Source organism: Paracoccus haematequi (genome assembly GCF_900631945.1).
Taxonomy (GTDB): Bacteria; Pseudomonadota; Alphaproteobacteria; order Rhodobacterales; family Rhodobacteraceae; genus Paracoccus; species Paracoccus haematequi_A.
In genome coordinates this window covers 50,107-64,011 of the sequence record NZ_UZWE01000028.1, presented here as the reverse complement: position 1 = coordinate 64,011, position 13,905 = coordinate 50,107, and the positions used below count along the sequence as shown (strand labels likewise).

Below are 13,905 nucleotides of genomic sequence, written 5' to 3'. Positions count from 1 at the left end.
TTGTCACCCCACCCTTAGGGCCATGAAAAAGATTGTCGGATGGATCGTGGTGGCCCTGGTCTTGGGGTCGATGATCATGGCGGACATGGCCATGGCACAGCAGGCCGCCCTGGCCTGACGGCGGCTTCGCCGGAACGTGATTTCCTTCGCCCCGGCCAATCGGCAAGATGGGCGCATGACCCGATTTTTCCCGATCCTTGCCGCCGCCCTTCTGGCCGCCCTGCCTTTCGCCAGCCAGGCCGAAATCGTCGATCGCGGCCGCTTCATCGACGTGAACGACCATCGCGGCGGCAATGTCATCCAGACCGTGCAGTTGCGCGAAAGGCTGGCGCGGTCCGGCAAGACCGTGCGGATCCGGGGCTATTGCCGGTCGGCCTGCACGATCCTGACCACCATGCCGAATGCCTGCCTGTTTCCCGACGCGCGCATCGGCTTTCACGCGCCGCGCATTCCGAACACCCAGTTCATCCCGCCTCTGGTGGACGAGATCATGGGCAATTTCTATCGCGGCGGCATCCGCGACCGCTGGTTCGGCGGCTGGAACCGATCGATGAAGATGACCGTGCTGTCGGCGCGCGACTATGTGCGGCTGGATCCGCAGACGAAGATCTGCGGCTGATCATTCCCGCAGCCGCCAGCCGGTCGCGAAGATCCAGCGGATCGCCAGGCAGCAGGCCAGGATCATCAGGCTGACGGCCACCAGCGACACCCCGACCGGCACGTCGGCCAGCCCGAAGAACGACCAGCGGAAGCCCGACACCAGATAGAGCACCGGGTTCAGCTTGGCCACCGCCTCCCAGAAGGGCGGCAGCATGTCGGACGAATAGAAGGCGCCGCCTAGGAAAACCAGCGGCGTGATGACCATCATCGGCACGATCTGCAACTGCTCGAACGACTTGGCCCACAGCCCGATGATGAAGCCCAGCAGGCTGAAGCCGGTGGCGGTCAGCACCAGGAATGCCAGCATCCAGAACGGGTACAGGATATGGACGCCCACGAAGAAGAAGCTGGTCAGCAGGATCACCAGGGCGATCAGCACGGCCTTCATGGCGGCGGCGCCGACGAAGCCCAGCGTCACCTCGATCCAGCCGACCGGGGACACCAGGTATTCATAGATCGTGCCGCTGAATTTCGGGAAATAGATGCCGAAGCTGGCATTGCTGACCGATTGCTGGAGGATCGTCAGCATCATCAGGCCGGGGACGATGAAGGCCCCGTATGCCACGCCCTCGACCGACTGGATGCGCCCGCCGATGGCGGCGCCGAAGACCACGAAATACAGCACCGTGGACAGGACCGGCGACAGCAGCGACTGCATGACGGTGCGGAAGAAGCGCGTCATCTCGTGATGGAAGATCGCCCAGACGCCGGGCCAGTTGATCGCGCTCATGCCGTCACCTCTTGCCGGGGTTCGCTGACCAGGGCGATGAACACCTCTTCCAGGCTGGACTGCCGGGTCGATACGTCGCGCACCATGATCCCCTGCGCGGCCAGATCGCCCAGCAGATGCGCGATGCCGGTGCGTTCCGCCCGCGTGTCGTATTCATAGGTCAGCGCCCGGCCGTCCAGCGACAGCCGCAGACCCCGGCCGGTCAGTTCGTCGGGGATCATGGTCAAAGGCTCGGACAGTTCGATGGTCAGGGTCTTCTTGCCGAATTCGCCCATCAACTCGTGCGTGGGCTTGACCAGCAGCAGCCGGCCCTTGTTGATGACGCCCACGCGGTCGGCCATTTCCTCGGCCTCTTCCAGGTAATGGGTGGTCAGGATGATGGTCACGCCGTCGCGGCGAAGCTGGTCCACGACCTCCCACATCTCGCGGCGCAGCGCCACGTCCACGCCCGCCGTGGGTTCGTCCAGGAACAAGACCTTGGGCCGGTGCGCCAGGGCCTTGGCGATCAGCACGCGCCGCTTCATGCCGCCGGACAATTCGCGGGTCATGGCGTCGCGCTTGTCCCACAGCGCCAGGCTGCGCAGCACCTTTTCGATATAGGCCTCGTCGGGGCCTTCGCCGTAAAGGCCGCGCGTGAAGCGGACTGCGGTGATCACCTTCTCGAACGGTTCCAGCGCGATTTCCTGGGGCACGAGGCCGATCAGCTTGCGCGCCGCGCGCCAGTCGGTGCGGATGTCGTGCCCGTCCACGCGGACCGTGCCGCCGGTCGGCACCACCAGCCCGCAGATGATCGAGATCAGCGTCGTCTTGCCCGCGCCGTTCGGACCCAGCAGGGCGATGATCTCGCCTTCGTGGATGTCCAGCGACACATCGCTCAGCGCGCGGGTGCCGCTGTCGTATTGCTTGGACAGGTTGTCGATCTGGATGATCGCGGTCATTCGGCAGTCCTTTTCACATGCAGCGCGGGGGCCTGCCGCCGCAGGATCGCGACCAGCGCCACGGCCAGCAGACCGAAGCCCGCCGCCCCGGTCAGGAAGGCCCCCGCATAGCCCAGATGAGCGACCAGGGGCGTCGATGCCAGGGGCGACAGGAACTGCCCCAGGAAAATGGCCGAGGTGATCAGCCCCGACACCAGCCCGCGATAGCGCGCGGGGGCGGCGTTCAGCGCCGTGGTGATGAAGGTCGGCATGCAGAAGCCAAGCCCCGCCCCGATCAGCGCCGCGCCCGCCATCGCCATCGCCAGCCCATGCGCCAGGGCGATCGCGGCGAAGCCCAGGGCCAGCATCAGATAGCCCAGGACCGGCGTAGCGATCCGGCCCAGCCGGACCAGGCCCGAGATCACCGACATCACGGCGGCCGAGGCCATCATCGCCCCCATCACCGTGCCCGCATGGCGCGGATCCTCCAGCCCGATTCCCCGCAGGTGATAGGGCAGTTGCGTGGGCACCGCATAGAAGATCACGAAGGTCAGCCCGGCGGCCCCGGCCATGACCCCGGCGACCATCCGCCAGCCGGGATCGGCGGGCAGATCCGGGGCGGCCGCAGGGCCGCGCGCGGATCCGTGGCGGGGCGGTTCGGGCAGGATGCGCCACAGCAGCGGGAACAGCGGCACGGCCAGGCCATAGATCGCGAAGGGCAGCCGGGGATCGCTGGCGGCCAACAGCCCCGCGGTCGTGACGAAAGCCAGCCCGCCCAGGTTGGTCGCGGCCATCTGGTATCCCATCAGCCGCCCGCGCGCCGGACCGTCGAAGTAATCGCCGACCAACGCCGCCTGCGCCGTCATGATCAGCGCCACCCCCAGGCCAAGCGCCAGGCGGCTGGCCAGGATCGTCTCCAGCGTCGGCAGATACAGCCCCGCCGTTCCCGCCACGGCATAGATCGCCAGCCCCCACAGCAGCGGACGGCGGCGGCCCAGGCGGTCGGCCAGAACCCCGGCCAGCGGCGCCACCACCGCGACCAGCAGCGACGGCGCGGTGATCAGCAGCCGGGTGATGGTGGGCGCCAGCGGATCATCGGCGAAAGCGGCCTCCAGCCCCGGCAGGGACGGAGTGATCGTCGCGTTCGACATCACCGTCAGCGTCGCGGCCAGCATCAGCCCCCAGCTTCGCGGATCGGCCAGCAGCCGGTCCATCAGCCGTCGTCCCGGGGATGATAGGGGCGGGCGCGGCGGGCATCGGCCAGCGCGTCGACCCACCATTCCAGCCGATGCGCAAAGACCGCCATTGCCGCTTCGGCCGCCGCGGCCTCGTTCGGGTCGGTGATATGGCCCAACTCGTCGAACCGCCGCCAGGGCGAGGCGAAACTGACCGTGTCGCGCAGGGTGACCGTGTGCAGTTCCGCCAGGATGATGCGCAGCGCCTCGACCGCGCGCAGCCCGCCCGAAAGGCCGCCATAGCCGATCAGCCCCACCGGCCGCGCCCACCATTCGGCGGTCACGCTGTCGATCAGCGTCTTCAGGTGGCCCGGTTCGGCATGGTTGTATTCGGGGGTCACGATGACGAAGCCGTCCAGATCCGCCATCCGCTGCCGCAGCCGCCCGATAGCTTGGGCATCGCCGGTCTGCACCGGCAGCAGGTCGGGGTCGGCGGGGTCGATCGTCCGCGTGGCGAAGCCCTGCCCCTCAAGCTGGCGGATCACCCAGAAGGCCACCCGGTCGTTGATCCGCCCCTCTCGGATCGACCCGAGGATCACCCCGATGCACTTGCGTTCCGCCATCGCCTGTTCCTTGCGCGCTCTGTAAGGCTTCGGCCCTAAAGACAATCGTCGCGGGCCGAGGACAAGGCTTAAATGCCCCCTCCTGTTCCGGCGCCCCCCATTGCCCTGCCGCGCCCGCCCGTGCAAGAAACCCGCGATGCCGCCGATCAAGGGAAGCCTGCCCATGCCCGCCCGCAGCACGCCGATCCAGGTTTTCCTGGTGTTCCTGAAGCTGGGCCTGACATCCTTCGGCGGGCCGGTGGCCCATCTGGGCTATTTCCGCGACGAATTCGTGATCCGGCGGCGATGGCTGTCGGATGCGGCCTATGGCGATCTGGTGGCGCTGTGCCAGTTCCTGCCCGGACCGGCCTCAAGCCAGGTGGGCTTTGCCCTGGGGCTGATGCGCGCGGGCTGGGCGGGGGCCGTGGCGGCGTTCCTGGGCTTCACCCTGCCTTCGGCCCTGCTGCTGGCGGGCCTGGCGCTGACCGGGCTGGGCCTGGGCGGCGGCGAGGCCGCGTCGGGCCTTGTCCACGGGCTGAAGATCGTGGCGGTCGCCATTGTCGCCCAGGCCGTCTGGGGCATGGCGCGCAGCCTCTGCCCCGACCGGACGCGGGCGGGCATCGCCCTGGCGGCGGTCCTGGTGCTGATCCTGCTGCCCGGATCGGTGGGCATGATGGGCGCCATCGCCGCAGGCGCGGCGGCGGGGCTGGTCCTGTGCCGCGCGGGCAGCGCCCCGGCCCCGGCGGTCTTCGCGGCCCACGTCTCGCGGCGGACGGGACTGGCGGCGCTGATCCTGTTCGCGGCGCTGCTGGCCGCCCTGCCGCTGCTGGCGCCCTGGGACCAGGGATTCGCCCTGGCCGAGAGCTTTTTCCGTGCCGGGTCGCTGGTCTTCGGCGGCGGCCATGTCGTCCTGCCGCTGCTGGAGGCCGGGACGGTCGCGACCGGCTGGATCGCCCCCGACGCTTTCCTGGCCGGATACGGCCTGGCGCAGGCGGTTCCCGGCCCGCTGTTCACTTTCGCCGCCTGGCTGGGCGCGCTGATGGCCGTTCCGCCCAACGGCGTCGCGGGGGCGGTCATCGCGCTTCTGGCGCTGTTCCTGCCGGGCTTCCTGATCCTGACCGCCGCCCTGCCCTTCTGGGACCGGCTGCGTCGGCAACCGGGCGCGCAGGCGGCGATGGCGGGCGCCAACGCGGCGGTCGTGGGGATCCTGGGTCTGGCGCTCTATGATCCGGTCTTCGTCAGCGCCATCGCGGGCCGGGCCGATTTCGCCCTGGCCCTGACCTGCTTTCTGGCGCTGACCCTATGGAAGGCTCCGTCCTGGGCGGTGGTACCGCTGGCGGCGGGGGCGGGGGCGGCGATGTCGCTGGCCGCGTGACTATCCCCGTGCCGCCAACAGGCTTTCGTCCAGGATGTCCAGCGCCTCCTCGAACACCGCGTCCGGGATCGTCAGCGGCGCCAGGAAGCGGACCACGTTGCCGTAGACCCCGCAGGTCAGCAGGATCAGGCCGCGCCTCAACGCCTCTTCCCGGACACGGTTGGTGAAGTCGGGATTGGGGCTGTCGCTGCCGGGCAGGGTGAATTCGACCGCGTTCATGAAGCCGGGGCCGCGGATGTCGGCGATCTGCGGGATCCGGTCGCGCGCGGCGGCCAGCCGCTGCTTCAGCCGCTGGCCCAGGCGGGTGGCGCGGTCGCAAAGACCCTCGTCCTCGATCACGTCCAGGACGGCATGGGCCGCCGCCACCCCCAGCGGATTGCCCGCATAGGTGCCGCCCAGGCCGCCGGGGTCGGGGCTGTCCATCACCTCGGCCCGGCCCGTGACGGCGCTGATCGGCAGCCCGCCGCCCAGTCCCTTGGCCATGGTCACCAGGTCGGCGGCGACGCCGTGATGCTCCATCGCGAACAGCTTGCCGGTGCGGGCGAAGCCGGTCTGAACCTCGTCCGCGATCAGCAGCATCCCATGATGGTCGCACAGCGCGCGCAACTCGGCCATAAAGCCGGGCGGCACCTCGTAGAAGCCGCCTTCGCCCTGCACCGGCTCGACGATGATCGCGGCGACGCGGGCGGGCTCCAGATCGGCCTTGAACAGCTGTTGCAGCGCCTTCAGCGCGTCTTCCTTGCTGACGCCGTGCAGCGGGTTCGGGAAGGGCAGATGCCAGACATCGGGCATCATCGGCCCGAAGCCCGCCTTGTAGGGCTGGACCTTGCCGGTCAGCGCCATGCCCATGAAGGTCCGCCCGTGAAAGCCGCCCGCGAAGCTGACGATGCCGGGACGGCCGGTGTAATGGCGGGCGATCTTGACGGCGTTTTCCACCGCCTCGGCCCCGGTGGTGGCGAAGATGGTCTTCTTGTCGAAATCGCCCGGCACAAGCGCGTTCAGACGTTCCGCCAGGGCGACATAGTTTTCATAAGGCACGACCTGGTGGCAGGTATGGGTGAAGCGGTCCAGCTGCGCGCGCACGGCCTGGATCACCTTGGGATGGCGGTGGCCGGTGTTCACCACCGCAATTCCGGCGGCAAAGTCGATATAGCGGTTGCCGTCCCTGTCCCAGATCTCGGCATTCTCGGCGCGGTCGGCATAGATCTGCGTCGTCATGCTAACGCCGCGGGAAATGGCGGCGTTCTTGCGGTCGGTCATGCTGGTCATCGGAATCCCCCCTTGCGGTTCGCGGGATGCTAGCGCAGCGGCCGCGCCCCGAACAGGCCCGGCTTGCGTCCGGGGGCGGGCCGCGCGATGCTTGCCCCGACCAAGGAGGTTCCCGATGCCCTTCGCCCGAACGATCGCCGGCCTTGCCGCCATCGCCAGCCTTGCCGCCTGCCAGGACGCGGGCGAACGGTCGGTGGCCATGCTGCAGCCCGGCAGCAGCTTCACCGTCGCCCGCATCGACGGCGCAACCGCCCCCGCAGGCGTCACGCTGGACGTGGGCGCGGATGGACGCGTCAGCGGCCGCGCGCCCTGCAACCGCTACAGCGGCCAGTTGACCGAAAGCGGCGGGGCGATGGCCGTCAGCGGCATGGTGATGACGCGCATGGCCTGCGTCGAGGCCGACCGCAACCTGGCCGAGACGCGCTTCGCCACCGCCCTGAGCAGCATCACCGCCGCGCGCGGCACGGCGGACGGCATTGCCCTGATCGACCCCGAGGGCAAGGTCCGCATCGCCCTGATCCCGTCCAGCGGCACCTGACCCGGTGTTCCCGATCCGCGACCACAACCCGTCGCAGCAAACCCCCTGGGTCACCTGTGGGCTGATCGCGGCCAATATCGCGCTGTTCCTGCTGACCTCGCCCCTGACAGGAGGCGAGATGCTGTGGGCGCGGCTGGCGCTCTATCCCCTGGCGGTGACGCATGGCGAACTGCTGTGGGGCCTGCTGACGCATATGTTCCTGCATGGCGGACTCCTGCATCTTGCGGGCAACATGCTGTTCCTGTGGATCTTCGGCGACAACATGGAGGAACAGCTGGGCCATGTCGGCTTTCTGGCCTTCTACCTGGCAGCGGGTCTTGCGGCGGCGGCGGCGCAGACCCTGGCCGAGCCGCTGTCGCCCATTCCGATGGTCGGCGCATCGGGGGCGATCGCCGGGGTGATGGGCGGCTATCTGCTGCTGTTTCCCCGGGCAAAGGTCGATATCGTCGCGATCTTCATCGTCTTCTTCAAGGTCTTCACCCTGCCCGCCTGGATCGTCCTGGGCGTCTGGCTGGCGATCCAGATCTTCGGCGGCTATGCCACGCCGGGCGATCAGGGCGGGGTGGCCTATTGGGCCCATGCCGGAGGCTTCGTGGCCGGGGCGCTGCTGGCCCTGCCCCGTTTCCTGCGGCTGGGCGGGCCGGGGTTCTGGGCGCGCACCCATGGCCACCCGCCCCACCCCGAGGCCGTCTATGCCCCGACCCGCATCCCGCCGGTCGGGCGCTAGGGTTTGACGCCGACGCTCATGTGCCGCTTGCGGCCGAAGCCGGGGCGGCGCTCGACCCGGAACCCGGCCTCGGCCAGGGCGCGCCGCACTCCGCCCGCCGCCGTATAGGTGGCGAAGCTGCCCCCCGGCGCGGTGCAGCGCCCGACATGCGCCATGATCTCGTCGCGCCACATCTCGGGGTTCTTGGCGGGCGAAAAGCCGTCCAGGAACCAGGCATCCGCCCCACCCTGCCACGCGGGCAGGGTCCGCGCCACGTCGCCGATCCGCAGATGCAGTTCCACCTGCCCCACGCGGATCACCTCGCCGCCCCAGCCCGCTCGCAACTGCGCCGCCAGATCGGCCAGTTCGGGGAAGGCCGCATGGGCCTGTTCCAGCTGCGCAACGGTCATCGGCCAGGCCTCGAAACTGGTCATCACCACCGGCACCGCCGCCACCTGCGCCAGCGCAAGGCAGTTCAGCCCGGTCCCGAATCCCAGTTCCGCCGCATGGAACCCAGGCCGCAGCCGCGCGGGCAGCGCGTTGCCGTCCAGGAAGACGTGCCGGGTCTCGGCCAGCCCGCCCGCAAGGCTGAAATAGGGATCGTCGAAACGGGTGGACACCGGCACGCCGCCCTCGCGCCAGTCAAGCTGCGGGTGGCGGGCGGGATCGGGATCGGGTAACGCGCTCATGACAGTAGCTAGGGGAAAGGCAGGGGCCTTGACAAGCGTCACGATCATCGGCGGCGGCATCTTCGGCCTGGCCTGCGCGTGGGAGATGACCCGGCGCGGCGCCCCCGTCCGCCTGTTCGAGGCCGCGCGGATCGGCGCGGGATCATCGGGCGGTCATGTCGGCGCCCTGGCCCCGCACGCGCCGGAAAACTGGAACGCCAAGAAGCAGTTCCAGCTGGACAGCCTGCTGATGGCCCCGGCCTTTTGGGCGGCGGTCGAGGCCGCCTCGGGCCTGCCCAGCGGCTATGCCCGCACCGGCCGCCTGCAACCCGTCGCCGCCGCCGACCGCCTGCAAGACCGCATCGCCGCCGCCGCCGCCCGCTGGCTTGACGGCTGCGCCCTGCGCCTGACCGACACGCCGGCCGGGGATCTGATCCCCGTCAGCCCCTCGGGCCTGTGGCTGTTCGACGGATTGACCGCGCGCCTGTCCCCCCGCGCGGCGGGCGCGGCGCTTGCCGTCGCAATCCGCAACCGGGGCGGAGAGATCGTCGAAGGCCAGCAACCTGGCTTGCTCACCGGCCCGGTTCTCTGGGCCACCGGCACGCCGGGGCTTGCGGACCTGTCGCGCGCGCTTGGCCGCCCGGTCGGCAAGGGCGTCAAGGGCCAGTCGGCGCTGTTGCGCCACGCCGCCCCCGACGCGCCGCAGGTCTTCGCCGACGGGCTGCATATCGTGCCCCATGCGGACGGAACGGTGGCGGTCGGATCAACCTCGGAAAACGACTACGGCCACCTGGATCCCGACGACCGGATCGACGCCCTGATCGCCAGGGCGCGCGCCCTGTGCCCGCAGCTTCGCGACGCCCCGGTGATCGACCGATGGGCGGGCGCCCGGCCCCGCGCGCAAAGCCGCGCCCCGATCCTGGGACCGTGGCCGGGCCGAGCGGGTCACTTCGTCGCCAATGGCGGCTTCAAGATCGGGTTCGGCATGGCGCCGAACATCGCGCAGGTGATGGCCGACCTGATCCTGGACGGCCAAGACACGATCCCGGAAGGCTTCCGGCTGGCCTGATCCCCCGTCCTAGACGGGCAGCGGCGACACCCCGATCACCAGCGGATGCAGATGCAACAGCGCCGCCCAGATCACCACCGCCAGCACCAGCCGCTGCCAGGTCACGCGGAACGCCCCCGGCAGGCCGGACCGCGCCACGCCCGACAGCGCAAAGACCAGCATCCCGCCGAAGAAGATCGCATGGGCCAGATCGCCGTTCGCAACCAGATGCGCGCCTGCCCACAGGGTAAAGGCCGCAATCAGCCCCGACATGCCGACCACCAGGGCAGCGACCAGGATCGCCAGCGGCATGGCGATATTGACCAGCCAGCGGCTCCACAGGGGCTGGTCCCACAGATGGACATAGGGCGCGCGTCCCGCAGCCATGATCAGCCAGTACAGAAGCCCGATCGACAGCAGGCTGAACGCCGCCAGGTATCCCCGCCGCCCCAGCCTTGCCACCAGCCAGCCGCGCGGGCCGGGCAGCGCCGGGATCATGTGCGCGCCCAGAAAACAGGCCCAGGCGGCCAGATATTCGCCCCATCCATTCATTCCCCTCATCTAGCGGCTTGCGGGCGGAACCGCCAGCGGGTGAAACTGCGGCAAAAAGGACGCGCCCATGACAACCCGACTGGATCACGCCTTTCAGGCCATCGACGCCGCCAATGCCCGGGATCCGAACCTGGAGGACGGCAAGCCCGCCAACCTGCTTTACGGCCAGCGGATGACGGAACAGCAGCAGCACCTGTTTCCCGACGCCTCGGACGCGCTGCGGATCGCCTGCCGGGGCCAGCATATCGAACGCTGGCTGCTGCCCCGCGATGCCTATCCGATGGACCGGGCGGGCTATCTGCAATGGCGCCAGGAACAGGGCCGCCGACACGCCGACCGCATCGCCGGAATCATGGCCGACGCGGGCTACGCGGAAGACGACATCGCCCAGGCCCGCAAGATGCTGACCAAGCAGGGACTCAAGCGCGACGATCAGGTGCAGGCGCTGGAGGACGTGATCTGCTTCACCTTCATCCGCTGGTATCTGGGCGATTTCATGGCCGAGCATGCCGACAAGAACCTCCCGAAGATCATCGAGAAGACCGCCCGGAAAATGTCGCCCGAAGGCCGCGCCCGCGCGCTGCGGGAATTTCCCATGCCGGACGAACTGGCCTTGTATTTCCGGCAATGAAGGCCGTCATCGTCTCTCACGGCCAGCCCGGCGATCCCGGCCCGCAGCAGCGGGCCGTCGAGGATCTGGCCGCCCGTATCGCCGCCTGCGGTCCCGGCTGCGCGGTCGCGGGCGCGACCTTGGCGATGCCCGGCGCGCTGGCGGCGGCGGCGGATGACGACAGCCTGATCTATCCGATGTTCATGGCCGAGGGCTGGTTCACCCGCACCGAACTGCCCCGGCGGCTGGCTCAGGCCGGTGCGGGCCGGGCGCGGGTTCTGCGCCCCTTCGGCACCGATCCGGCCCTGCCCGGTCTGATCGTGACCCAAGCCCATGCCGCAGCCGCGACCCAAGGCTGGTCATCGCAGGACACGGTGCTGCTGCTGACGGCGCATGGATCGCAGCGGTCGCAGGCGTCCTTCGCCATCACCACCGCGCTTGCCGAAACCGTCGCCCCGCATTTCGCCCGCGTCGTCACCGGCTTCGTGGAACAGGAACCCTTTATCGCCGACGCCGCGCGGGGGCTGGAACGGGCGGTCCACCTGCCCTTCTTCGCGCTGCGGGCGGAACATGTCCTGGACGACCTGCCCGAGGCGCTGGATCAGGCGGGCTTCACCGGCCCTCGCCTTGACCCCATCGGCCTTGCGCCCGAGGTTCCCGGCCTGATCGCCGCCAGCATCCGCGCGGCGCTATAGATCCCTGACGTAATAGGCATAGCCCGCGACCTCGGCAAAGCCCAGCCGCTGATAGGTTGCCCGCGCGCCGGTGTTGGTGCGATCGACCGCCAGGCCGATCCGGGTGGCGCCCTGATCCGCTGCCCAGAACGCGACCTGCCGCATCATCCAGCCCGCCAGTCCCCGGCGGCGAAAGGCGGGCAGTACCTCGACGGCATGAACCATCGCCACCGCGCCGCACGATGCGGCAAAGGCGGCCCCCGCCGCGCGGTCGTCGATGCGGCCCAGGATGGCGGTCTTCGGCCCGGCCACGCGGTCCATGACCGCCTGGCGTGCCGGATTGATGTTGCCTGCCGCCCAGATGTCGCGCTGGATGGCCAGCGGCGGCCAGACCGCGAAGGTCGTCAGCGGCGGGATCGGCGCGCCGGTCAGCGCGGCAACCGGCGCCGCCATGATAGCGGTCGGCGTGTCGCGCCGGTATCCGGCGGCGGTCAGCGCGGCGATCAGGGCGGTATCGCTGTCCAGCACGCGGAACATCGGCCGCTGGTCCCAGGCGCGATGGACCCGTTCGGCCGCCGCGATGTCGGCAAGGGTCCACGGCCCGACTGCGCGCGCGGAACTGACCCGCCCGCCCGCGCCCAGGCCACGGCCCACGCGGAACCCCCCGGCATCCGCGTGATCGGCGGCGGGCCAGGTTTTTTCGAACGCCTGGGCCAGGGCGGTGTCCATCACAGGCCCAGCCGGTCTTTCAACGCCGCCATCGCCTGGGCGACGCGATCCGCGTCAAGGCCGCGCACCACCAGGTTCGTGCCCCAGCCGGACTGGTCCTGGAAAGGATAGGAGCCCAGCGACAGGTCGGGAAAACCGTCGGCGACGGCCCTCAGATCCTCGGCCACGTCGCTTTCGCCGCGCCGCACCTCGACGCTTTGGGACTGGACGGGGCGCCCGCCCGACAGGCGCGGGATCAGCCAGTCCACCATGCCCCGAAACACCTCGGGCACGCCCGCCATCACATGGGTGTTGCCGATGGAAAAGCCCGGCGCGCCGGAAACGGCATTGTCGATCAGCGTGGCCCCGACCGGGATGCGCGCCATGCGCAGGCGGTTTTCGGTCAGCTCGGTTCCCATCCGGTCGCAGCGGGCTTGCAGGATCGCGCGCGCCTGGGGATGGATCTCGACCGTGGTGCCATGGGCGGCGGCCACGGCATCGGCGGTGATGTCGTCATGGGTCGGCCCGATCCCGCCCGATGTGAACAGCAGATCGTAATCCCCGCCCAGGCTGCCGTCCAGGGCGCGGATCGCCGCGACGATGCGGTCGTGATCGTCGGCCACGACGCGGATCTCGCGCAGGTCGAAGCCGGTCGCGGACAGCACCTGGGCCAGGTGATGGGCATTGCCCTCGCGCGTGCGGCCCGACAGGATTTCGTCCCCGATCACCAGGATCGCCGCCGTCGGATTGTCGGATTGCATCGTTTCGTCCCCTGAAACCTGTGCTTGCCTGCATCTATGCGCACGCGCGGGGCTGGAACAAGGGATCATCCGGGTCTATCTATGCGGCCAGACGAAAGGATCACCGATGGACCAGAGCCATATCACCAAGGAAGGCATCCGCATCCACGCGCGAGAGGATTTTGCGGGAATGCGCAAGGCCGGGGCCGTCGCGTCGCAGATCCTGGACGAGGTGGGGCCGCTGGTCCGGCCGGGCGTCACCACCGGCGCGCTTGACGATTTCATCACCCGCCGGGTGACGGAACTGGGCGTCACCTCCGCCACCATCGGCTATCGCGGCTATGAACATGCCAGCTGCATCAGCGTGAACCATGTCGTCTGCCACGGCATTCCGGGCGACAAGGTGCTGGCCAATGGCGACATCCTGAACATCGACGTGACGGTGATCGTCGACGGCTGGTATGGCGACACCAGCCGTATGTATGTGGCGGGCAAGGCGCCGATCAAGGCCAAGCGGCTGATCCAGGTCACGCATGACGCGCTGATGAAAGGAATCGAGGCCGTGCGCCCCGGCGCCACCTTCGGCGACATCGGCGCGGCGATCCAGACCTATGCCGAGGGCCACGGCATGTCGGTGGTGCGCGATTTCTGCGGCCACGGGCTGGGCCGGGTGTTCCACGCGCCGCCCAACGTGCTGCATTTCGGCCGCCCCGGCAAAGGCCCGGTGCTTGAGGAAGGAATGTTCTTCACCATCGAGCCGATGATAAACCTGGGCCGCCCGGAAACCAAGGTGCTGGCCGACGACTGGACCGCCGTGACCCGCGACAAGTCGCTCTCGGCGCAGTTCGAGCATTCCATCGGCGTGACCGCCACGGGCTGCGAGATCTTCACCGGATCGGACAGGTTCTTCCCCGACCTGGGCTGAACAGACGC

The 13,905-nt window shown here is 69.3% G+C and carries 17 protein-coding genes; 8 read left to right on the top strand and 9 right to left on the bottom strand.

The features are described 5' to 3' along the window. The first annotated feature begins 175 nt into the window (after positions 1 to 175). Positions 176 to 619: a hypothetical protein gene (locus PARHAE_RS08380; protein WP_126154156.1), complete on the top strand. Its 444-nt coding sequence runs from the start codon at positions 176 to 178 to the stop codon at positions 617 to 619. Here the strand turns inward: PARHAE_RS08380 and PARHAE_RS08375 are convergent, their stop codons facing one another. From PARHAE_RS08375 to PARHAE_RS08360, 4 genes are read right to left on the bottom strand one after another with little or no spacing between them, the layout of a single operon-like run. Continuing rightward, entirely contained in the window at positions 620 to 1,381 is a 762-nt protein-coding gene (locus PARHAE_RS08375) for an ABC transporter permease (protein WP_420899395.1), read from the bottom strand. 5 nt (positions 1,382 to 1,386) lie between these two features. Further along, complete coding sequence (locus tag PARHAE_RS08370) at positions 1,387 to 2,328, bottom strand: ABC transporter ATP-binding protein (RefSeq protein WP_126154154.1); 942 nt, start codon at positions 2,326 to 2,328, stop codon at positions 1,387 to 1,389. Continuing rightward, positions 2,325 to 3,521, bottom strand: a complete 1,197-nt coding sequence (locus PARHAE_RS08365) for an MFS transporter (RefSeq protein WP_241232727.1) — start codon at positions 3,519 to 3,521, stop codon at positions 2,325 to 2,327. Before PARHAE_RS08365 ends, PARHAE_RS08370 begins: the two co-directional genes overlap by 4 nt. Continuing rightward, entirely contained in the window at positions 3,521 to 4,105 is a 585-nt protein-coding gene (locus tag PARHAE_RS08360; protein ID WP_126154153.1) for an NADPH-dependent FMN reductase, read from the bottom strand. Before PARHAE_RS08360 ends, PARHAE_RS08365 begins: the two co-directional genes overlap by 1 nt. 163 nt (positions 4,106 to 4,268) lie before the next feature. Between PARHAE_RS08360 and chrA the strand changes: the two genes are divergently transcribed. Further along, entirely contained in the window at positions 4,269 to 5,459 is a 1,191-nt protein-coding gene (gene chrA, locus PARHAE_RS08355) for a chromate efflux transporter (RefSeq protein ID WP_126154152.1), read from the top strand. On the opposite strand, the gene PARHAE_RS08350 is transcribed toward chrA, so the two are convergent. Beyond that, positions 5,460 to 6,728, bottom strand: a complete 1,269-nt coding sequence (locus PARHAE_RS08350) for a 4-aminobutyrate--2-oxoglutarate transaminase (RefSeq protein ID WP_126154151.1) — start codon at positions 6,726 to 6,728, stop codon at positions 5,460 to 5,462. Between the two features lie 115 nt (positions 6,729 to 6,843). Here PARHAE_RS08350 and PARHAE_RS08345 point away from each other — a divergent pair, with 115 nt between their 5' ends. Beyond that, positions 6,844 to 7,266, top strand: coding sequence for an META domain-containing protein (locus PARHAE_RS08345; RefSeq protein ID WP_164555185.1), 423 nt, complete (start codon positions 6,844 to 6,846; stop codon positions 7,264 to 7,266). Between the two features lie 4 nt (positions 7,267 to 7,270). Continuing rightward, positions 7,271 to 7,993 (top strand): rhomboid family intramembrane serine protease, encoded by a 723-nt coding sequence (locus PARHAE_RS08340; protein ID WP_126154149.1) that lies wholly within the window; start codon positions 7,271 to 7,273, stop codon positions 7,991 to 7,993. Here the strand turns inward: PARHAE_RS08340 and mnmC2 are convergent. Continuing rightward, complete coding sequence (mnmC2, locus tag PARHAE_RS08335; RefSeq protein ID WP_126154148.1) at positions 7,990 to 8,661, bottom strand: tRNA (5-methylaminomethyl-2-thiouridine)(34)-methyltransferase MnmC2; 672 nt, start codon at positions 8,659 to 8,661, stop codon at positions 7,990 to 7,992. The genes PARHAE_RS08340 and mnmC2 overlap by 4 nt on opposite strands. Between mnmC2 and PARHAE_RS08330 the strand changes: the two genes are divergently transcribed. Further along, on the top strand, positions 8,660 to 9,709 hold the full coding sequence (locus PARHAE_RS08330; protein ID WP_126154147.1) for an NAD(P)/FAD-dependent oxidoreductase: 1,050 nt from the start codon (positions 8,660 to 8,662) through the stop codon (positions 9,707 to 9,709). The two genes, mnmC2 and PARHAE_RS08330, sit on opposite strands and share 2 nt — an antisense overlap. A gap of 9 nt (positions 9,710 to 9,718) precedes the next feature. Here the strand turns inward: PARHAE_RS08330 and PARHAE_RS08325 are convergent, their stop codons facing one another. After that, positions 9,719 to 10,249 carry an NnrU family protein gene (locus PARHAE_RS08325; protein WP_241232726.1) on the bottom strand — a complete coding sequence of 177 codons (531 nt, stop codon included), beginning with the start codon at positions 10,247 to 10,249 and terminating at the stop codon, positions 9,719 to 9,721. A gap of 58 nt (positions 10,250 to 10,307) precedes the next feature. Here PARHAE_RS08325 and PARHAE_RS08320 point away from each other — a divergent pair, with 58 nt between their 5' ends. Further along, positions 10,308 to 10,871 (top strand): DUF4202 domain-containing protein, encoded by a 564-nt coding sequence (locus tag PARHAE_RS08320; RefSeq protein ID WP_126154146.1) that lies wholly within the window; start codon positions 10,308 to 10,310, stop codon positions 10,869 to 10,871. Beyond that, a complete protein-coding gene (locus PARHAE_RS08315; protein ID WP_126154145.1) occupies positions 10,868 to 11,545 on the top strand; it encodes a sirohydrochlorin chelatase in 678 nt (225 codons plus the stop codon). Before PARHAE_RS08320 ends, PARHAE_RS08315 begins: the two co-directional genes overlap by 4 nt. On the opposite strand, the gene PARHAE_RS08310 is transcribed toward PARHAE_RS08315, so the two are convergent. Both PARHAE_RS08310 and PARHAE_RS08305 read right to left on the bottom strand, forming a co-directional pair. After that, positions 11,540 to 12,253 (bottom strand): GNAT family N-acetyltransferase, encoded by a 714-nt coding sequence (locus PARHAE_RS08310; protein WP_126154144.1) that lies wholly within the window; start codon positions 12,251 to 12,253, stop codon positions 11,540 to 11,542. The genes PARHAE_RS08315 and PARHAE_RS08310 overlap by 6 nt on opposite strands. Continuing rightward, entirely contained in the window at positions 12,253 to 12,993 is a 741-nt protein-coding gene (locus PARHAE_RS08305; RefSeq protein WP_126154143.1) for a competence/damage-inducible protein A, read from the bottom strand. The genes PARHAE_RS08310 and PARHAE_RS08305 overlap by 1 nt, the downstream gene beginning before the upstream one ends. Before the next feature lie 106 nt (positions 12,994 to 13,099). Between PARHAE_RS08305 and map the strand changes: the two genes are divergently transcribed. After that, the gene (map, locus tag PARHAE_RS08300) at positions 13,100 to 13,897 is read left to right on the top strand and encodes a type I methionyl aminopeptidase (RefSeq protein ID WP_126154142.1); all 798 of its coding nucleotides are present in this window, start codon (positions 13,100 to 13,102) and stop codon (positions 13,895 to 13,897) included. The last annotated feature ends 8 nt before the right edge of the window (positions 13,898 to 13,905 follow it).

Excerpts from the sequence above, each read along its gene's own strand:
- PARHAE_RS08380 (WP_126154156.1), top strand. The coding sequence starts at position 176 with ATGACCCGATTTTTCCCGATCCTTGCCGCCGCCCTTCTGGCCGCCCTG.
- PARHAE_RS08370 (WP_126154154.1), bottom strand. The coding sequence starts at position 2,328 with ATGACCGCGATCATCCAGATCGACAACCTGTCCAAGCAATACGACAGC.
- PARHAE_RS08365 (WP_241232727.1), bottom strand. The coding sequence starts at position 3,521 with ATGGACCGGCTGCTGGCCGATCCGCGAAGCTGGGGGCTGATGCTGGCC.
- PARHAE_RS08360 (WP_126154153.1), bottom strand. The coding sequence starts at position 4,105 with ATGGCGGAACGCAAGTGCATCGGGGTGATCCTCGGGTCGATCCGAGAG.
- chrA (WP_126154152.1), top strand. The coding sequence starts at position 4,269 with ATGCCCGCCCGCAGCACGCCGATCCAGGTTTTCCTGGTGTTCCTGAAG.
- PARHAE_RS08350 (WP_126154151.1), bottom strand. The coding sequence starts at position 6,728 with ATGACCAGCATGACCGACCGCAAGAACGCCGCCATTTCCCGCGGCGTT.
- PARHAE_RS08345 (WP_164555185.1), top strand. The coding sequence starts at position 6,844 with ATGCCCTTCGCCCGAACGATCGCCGGCCTTGCCGCCATCGCCAGCCTT.
- PARHAE_RS08330 (WP_126154147.1), top strand. The coding sequence starts at position 8,660 with ATGACAGTAGCTAGGGGAAAGGCAGGGGCCTTGACAAGCGTCACGATC.
- mnmC2 (WP_126154148.1), bottom strand. The coding sequence starts at position 8,661 with ATGAGCGCGTTACCCGATCCCGATCCCGCCCGCCACCCGCAGCTTGAC.
- PARHAE_RS08325 (WP_241232726.1), bottom strand. The coding sequence starts at position 10,249 with ATGAGGGGAATGAATGGATGGGGCGAATATCTGGCCGCCTGGGCCTGT.
- PARHAE_RS08320 (WP_126154146.1), top strand. The coding sequence starts at position 10,308 with ATGACAACCCGACTGGATCACGCCTTTCAGGCCATCGACGCCGCCAAT.
- PARHAE_RS08315 (WP_126154145.1), top strand. The coding sequence starts at position 10,868 with ATGAAGGCCGTCATCGTCTCTCACGGCCAGCCCGGCGATCCCGGCCCG.
- PARHAE_RS08310 (WP_126154144.1), bottom strand. The coding sequence starts at position 12,253 with ATGGACACCGCCCTGGCCCAGGCGTTCGAAAAAACCTGGCCCGCCGCC.
- PARHAE_RS08305 (WP_126154143.1), bottom strand. The coding sequence starts at position 12,993 with ATGCAATCCGACAATCCGACGGCGGCGATCCTGGTGATCGGGGACGAA.
- map (WP_126154142.1), top strand. The coding sequence starts at position 13,100 with ATGGACCAGAGCCATATCACCAAGGAAGGCATCCGCATCCACGCGCGA.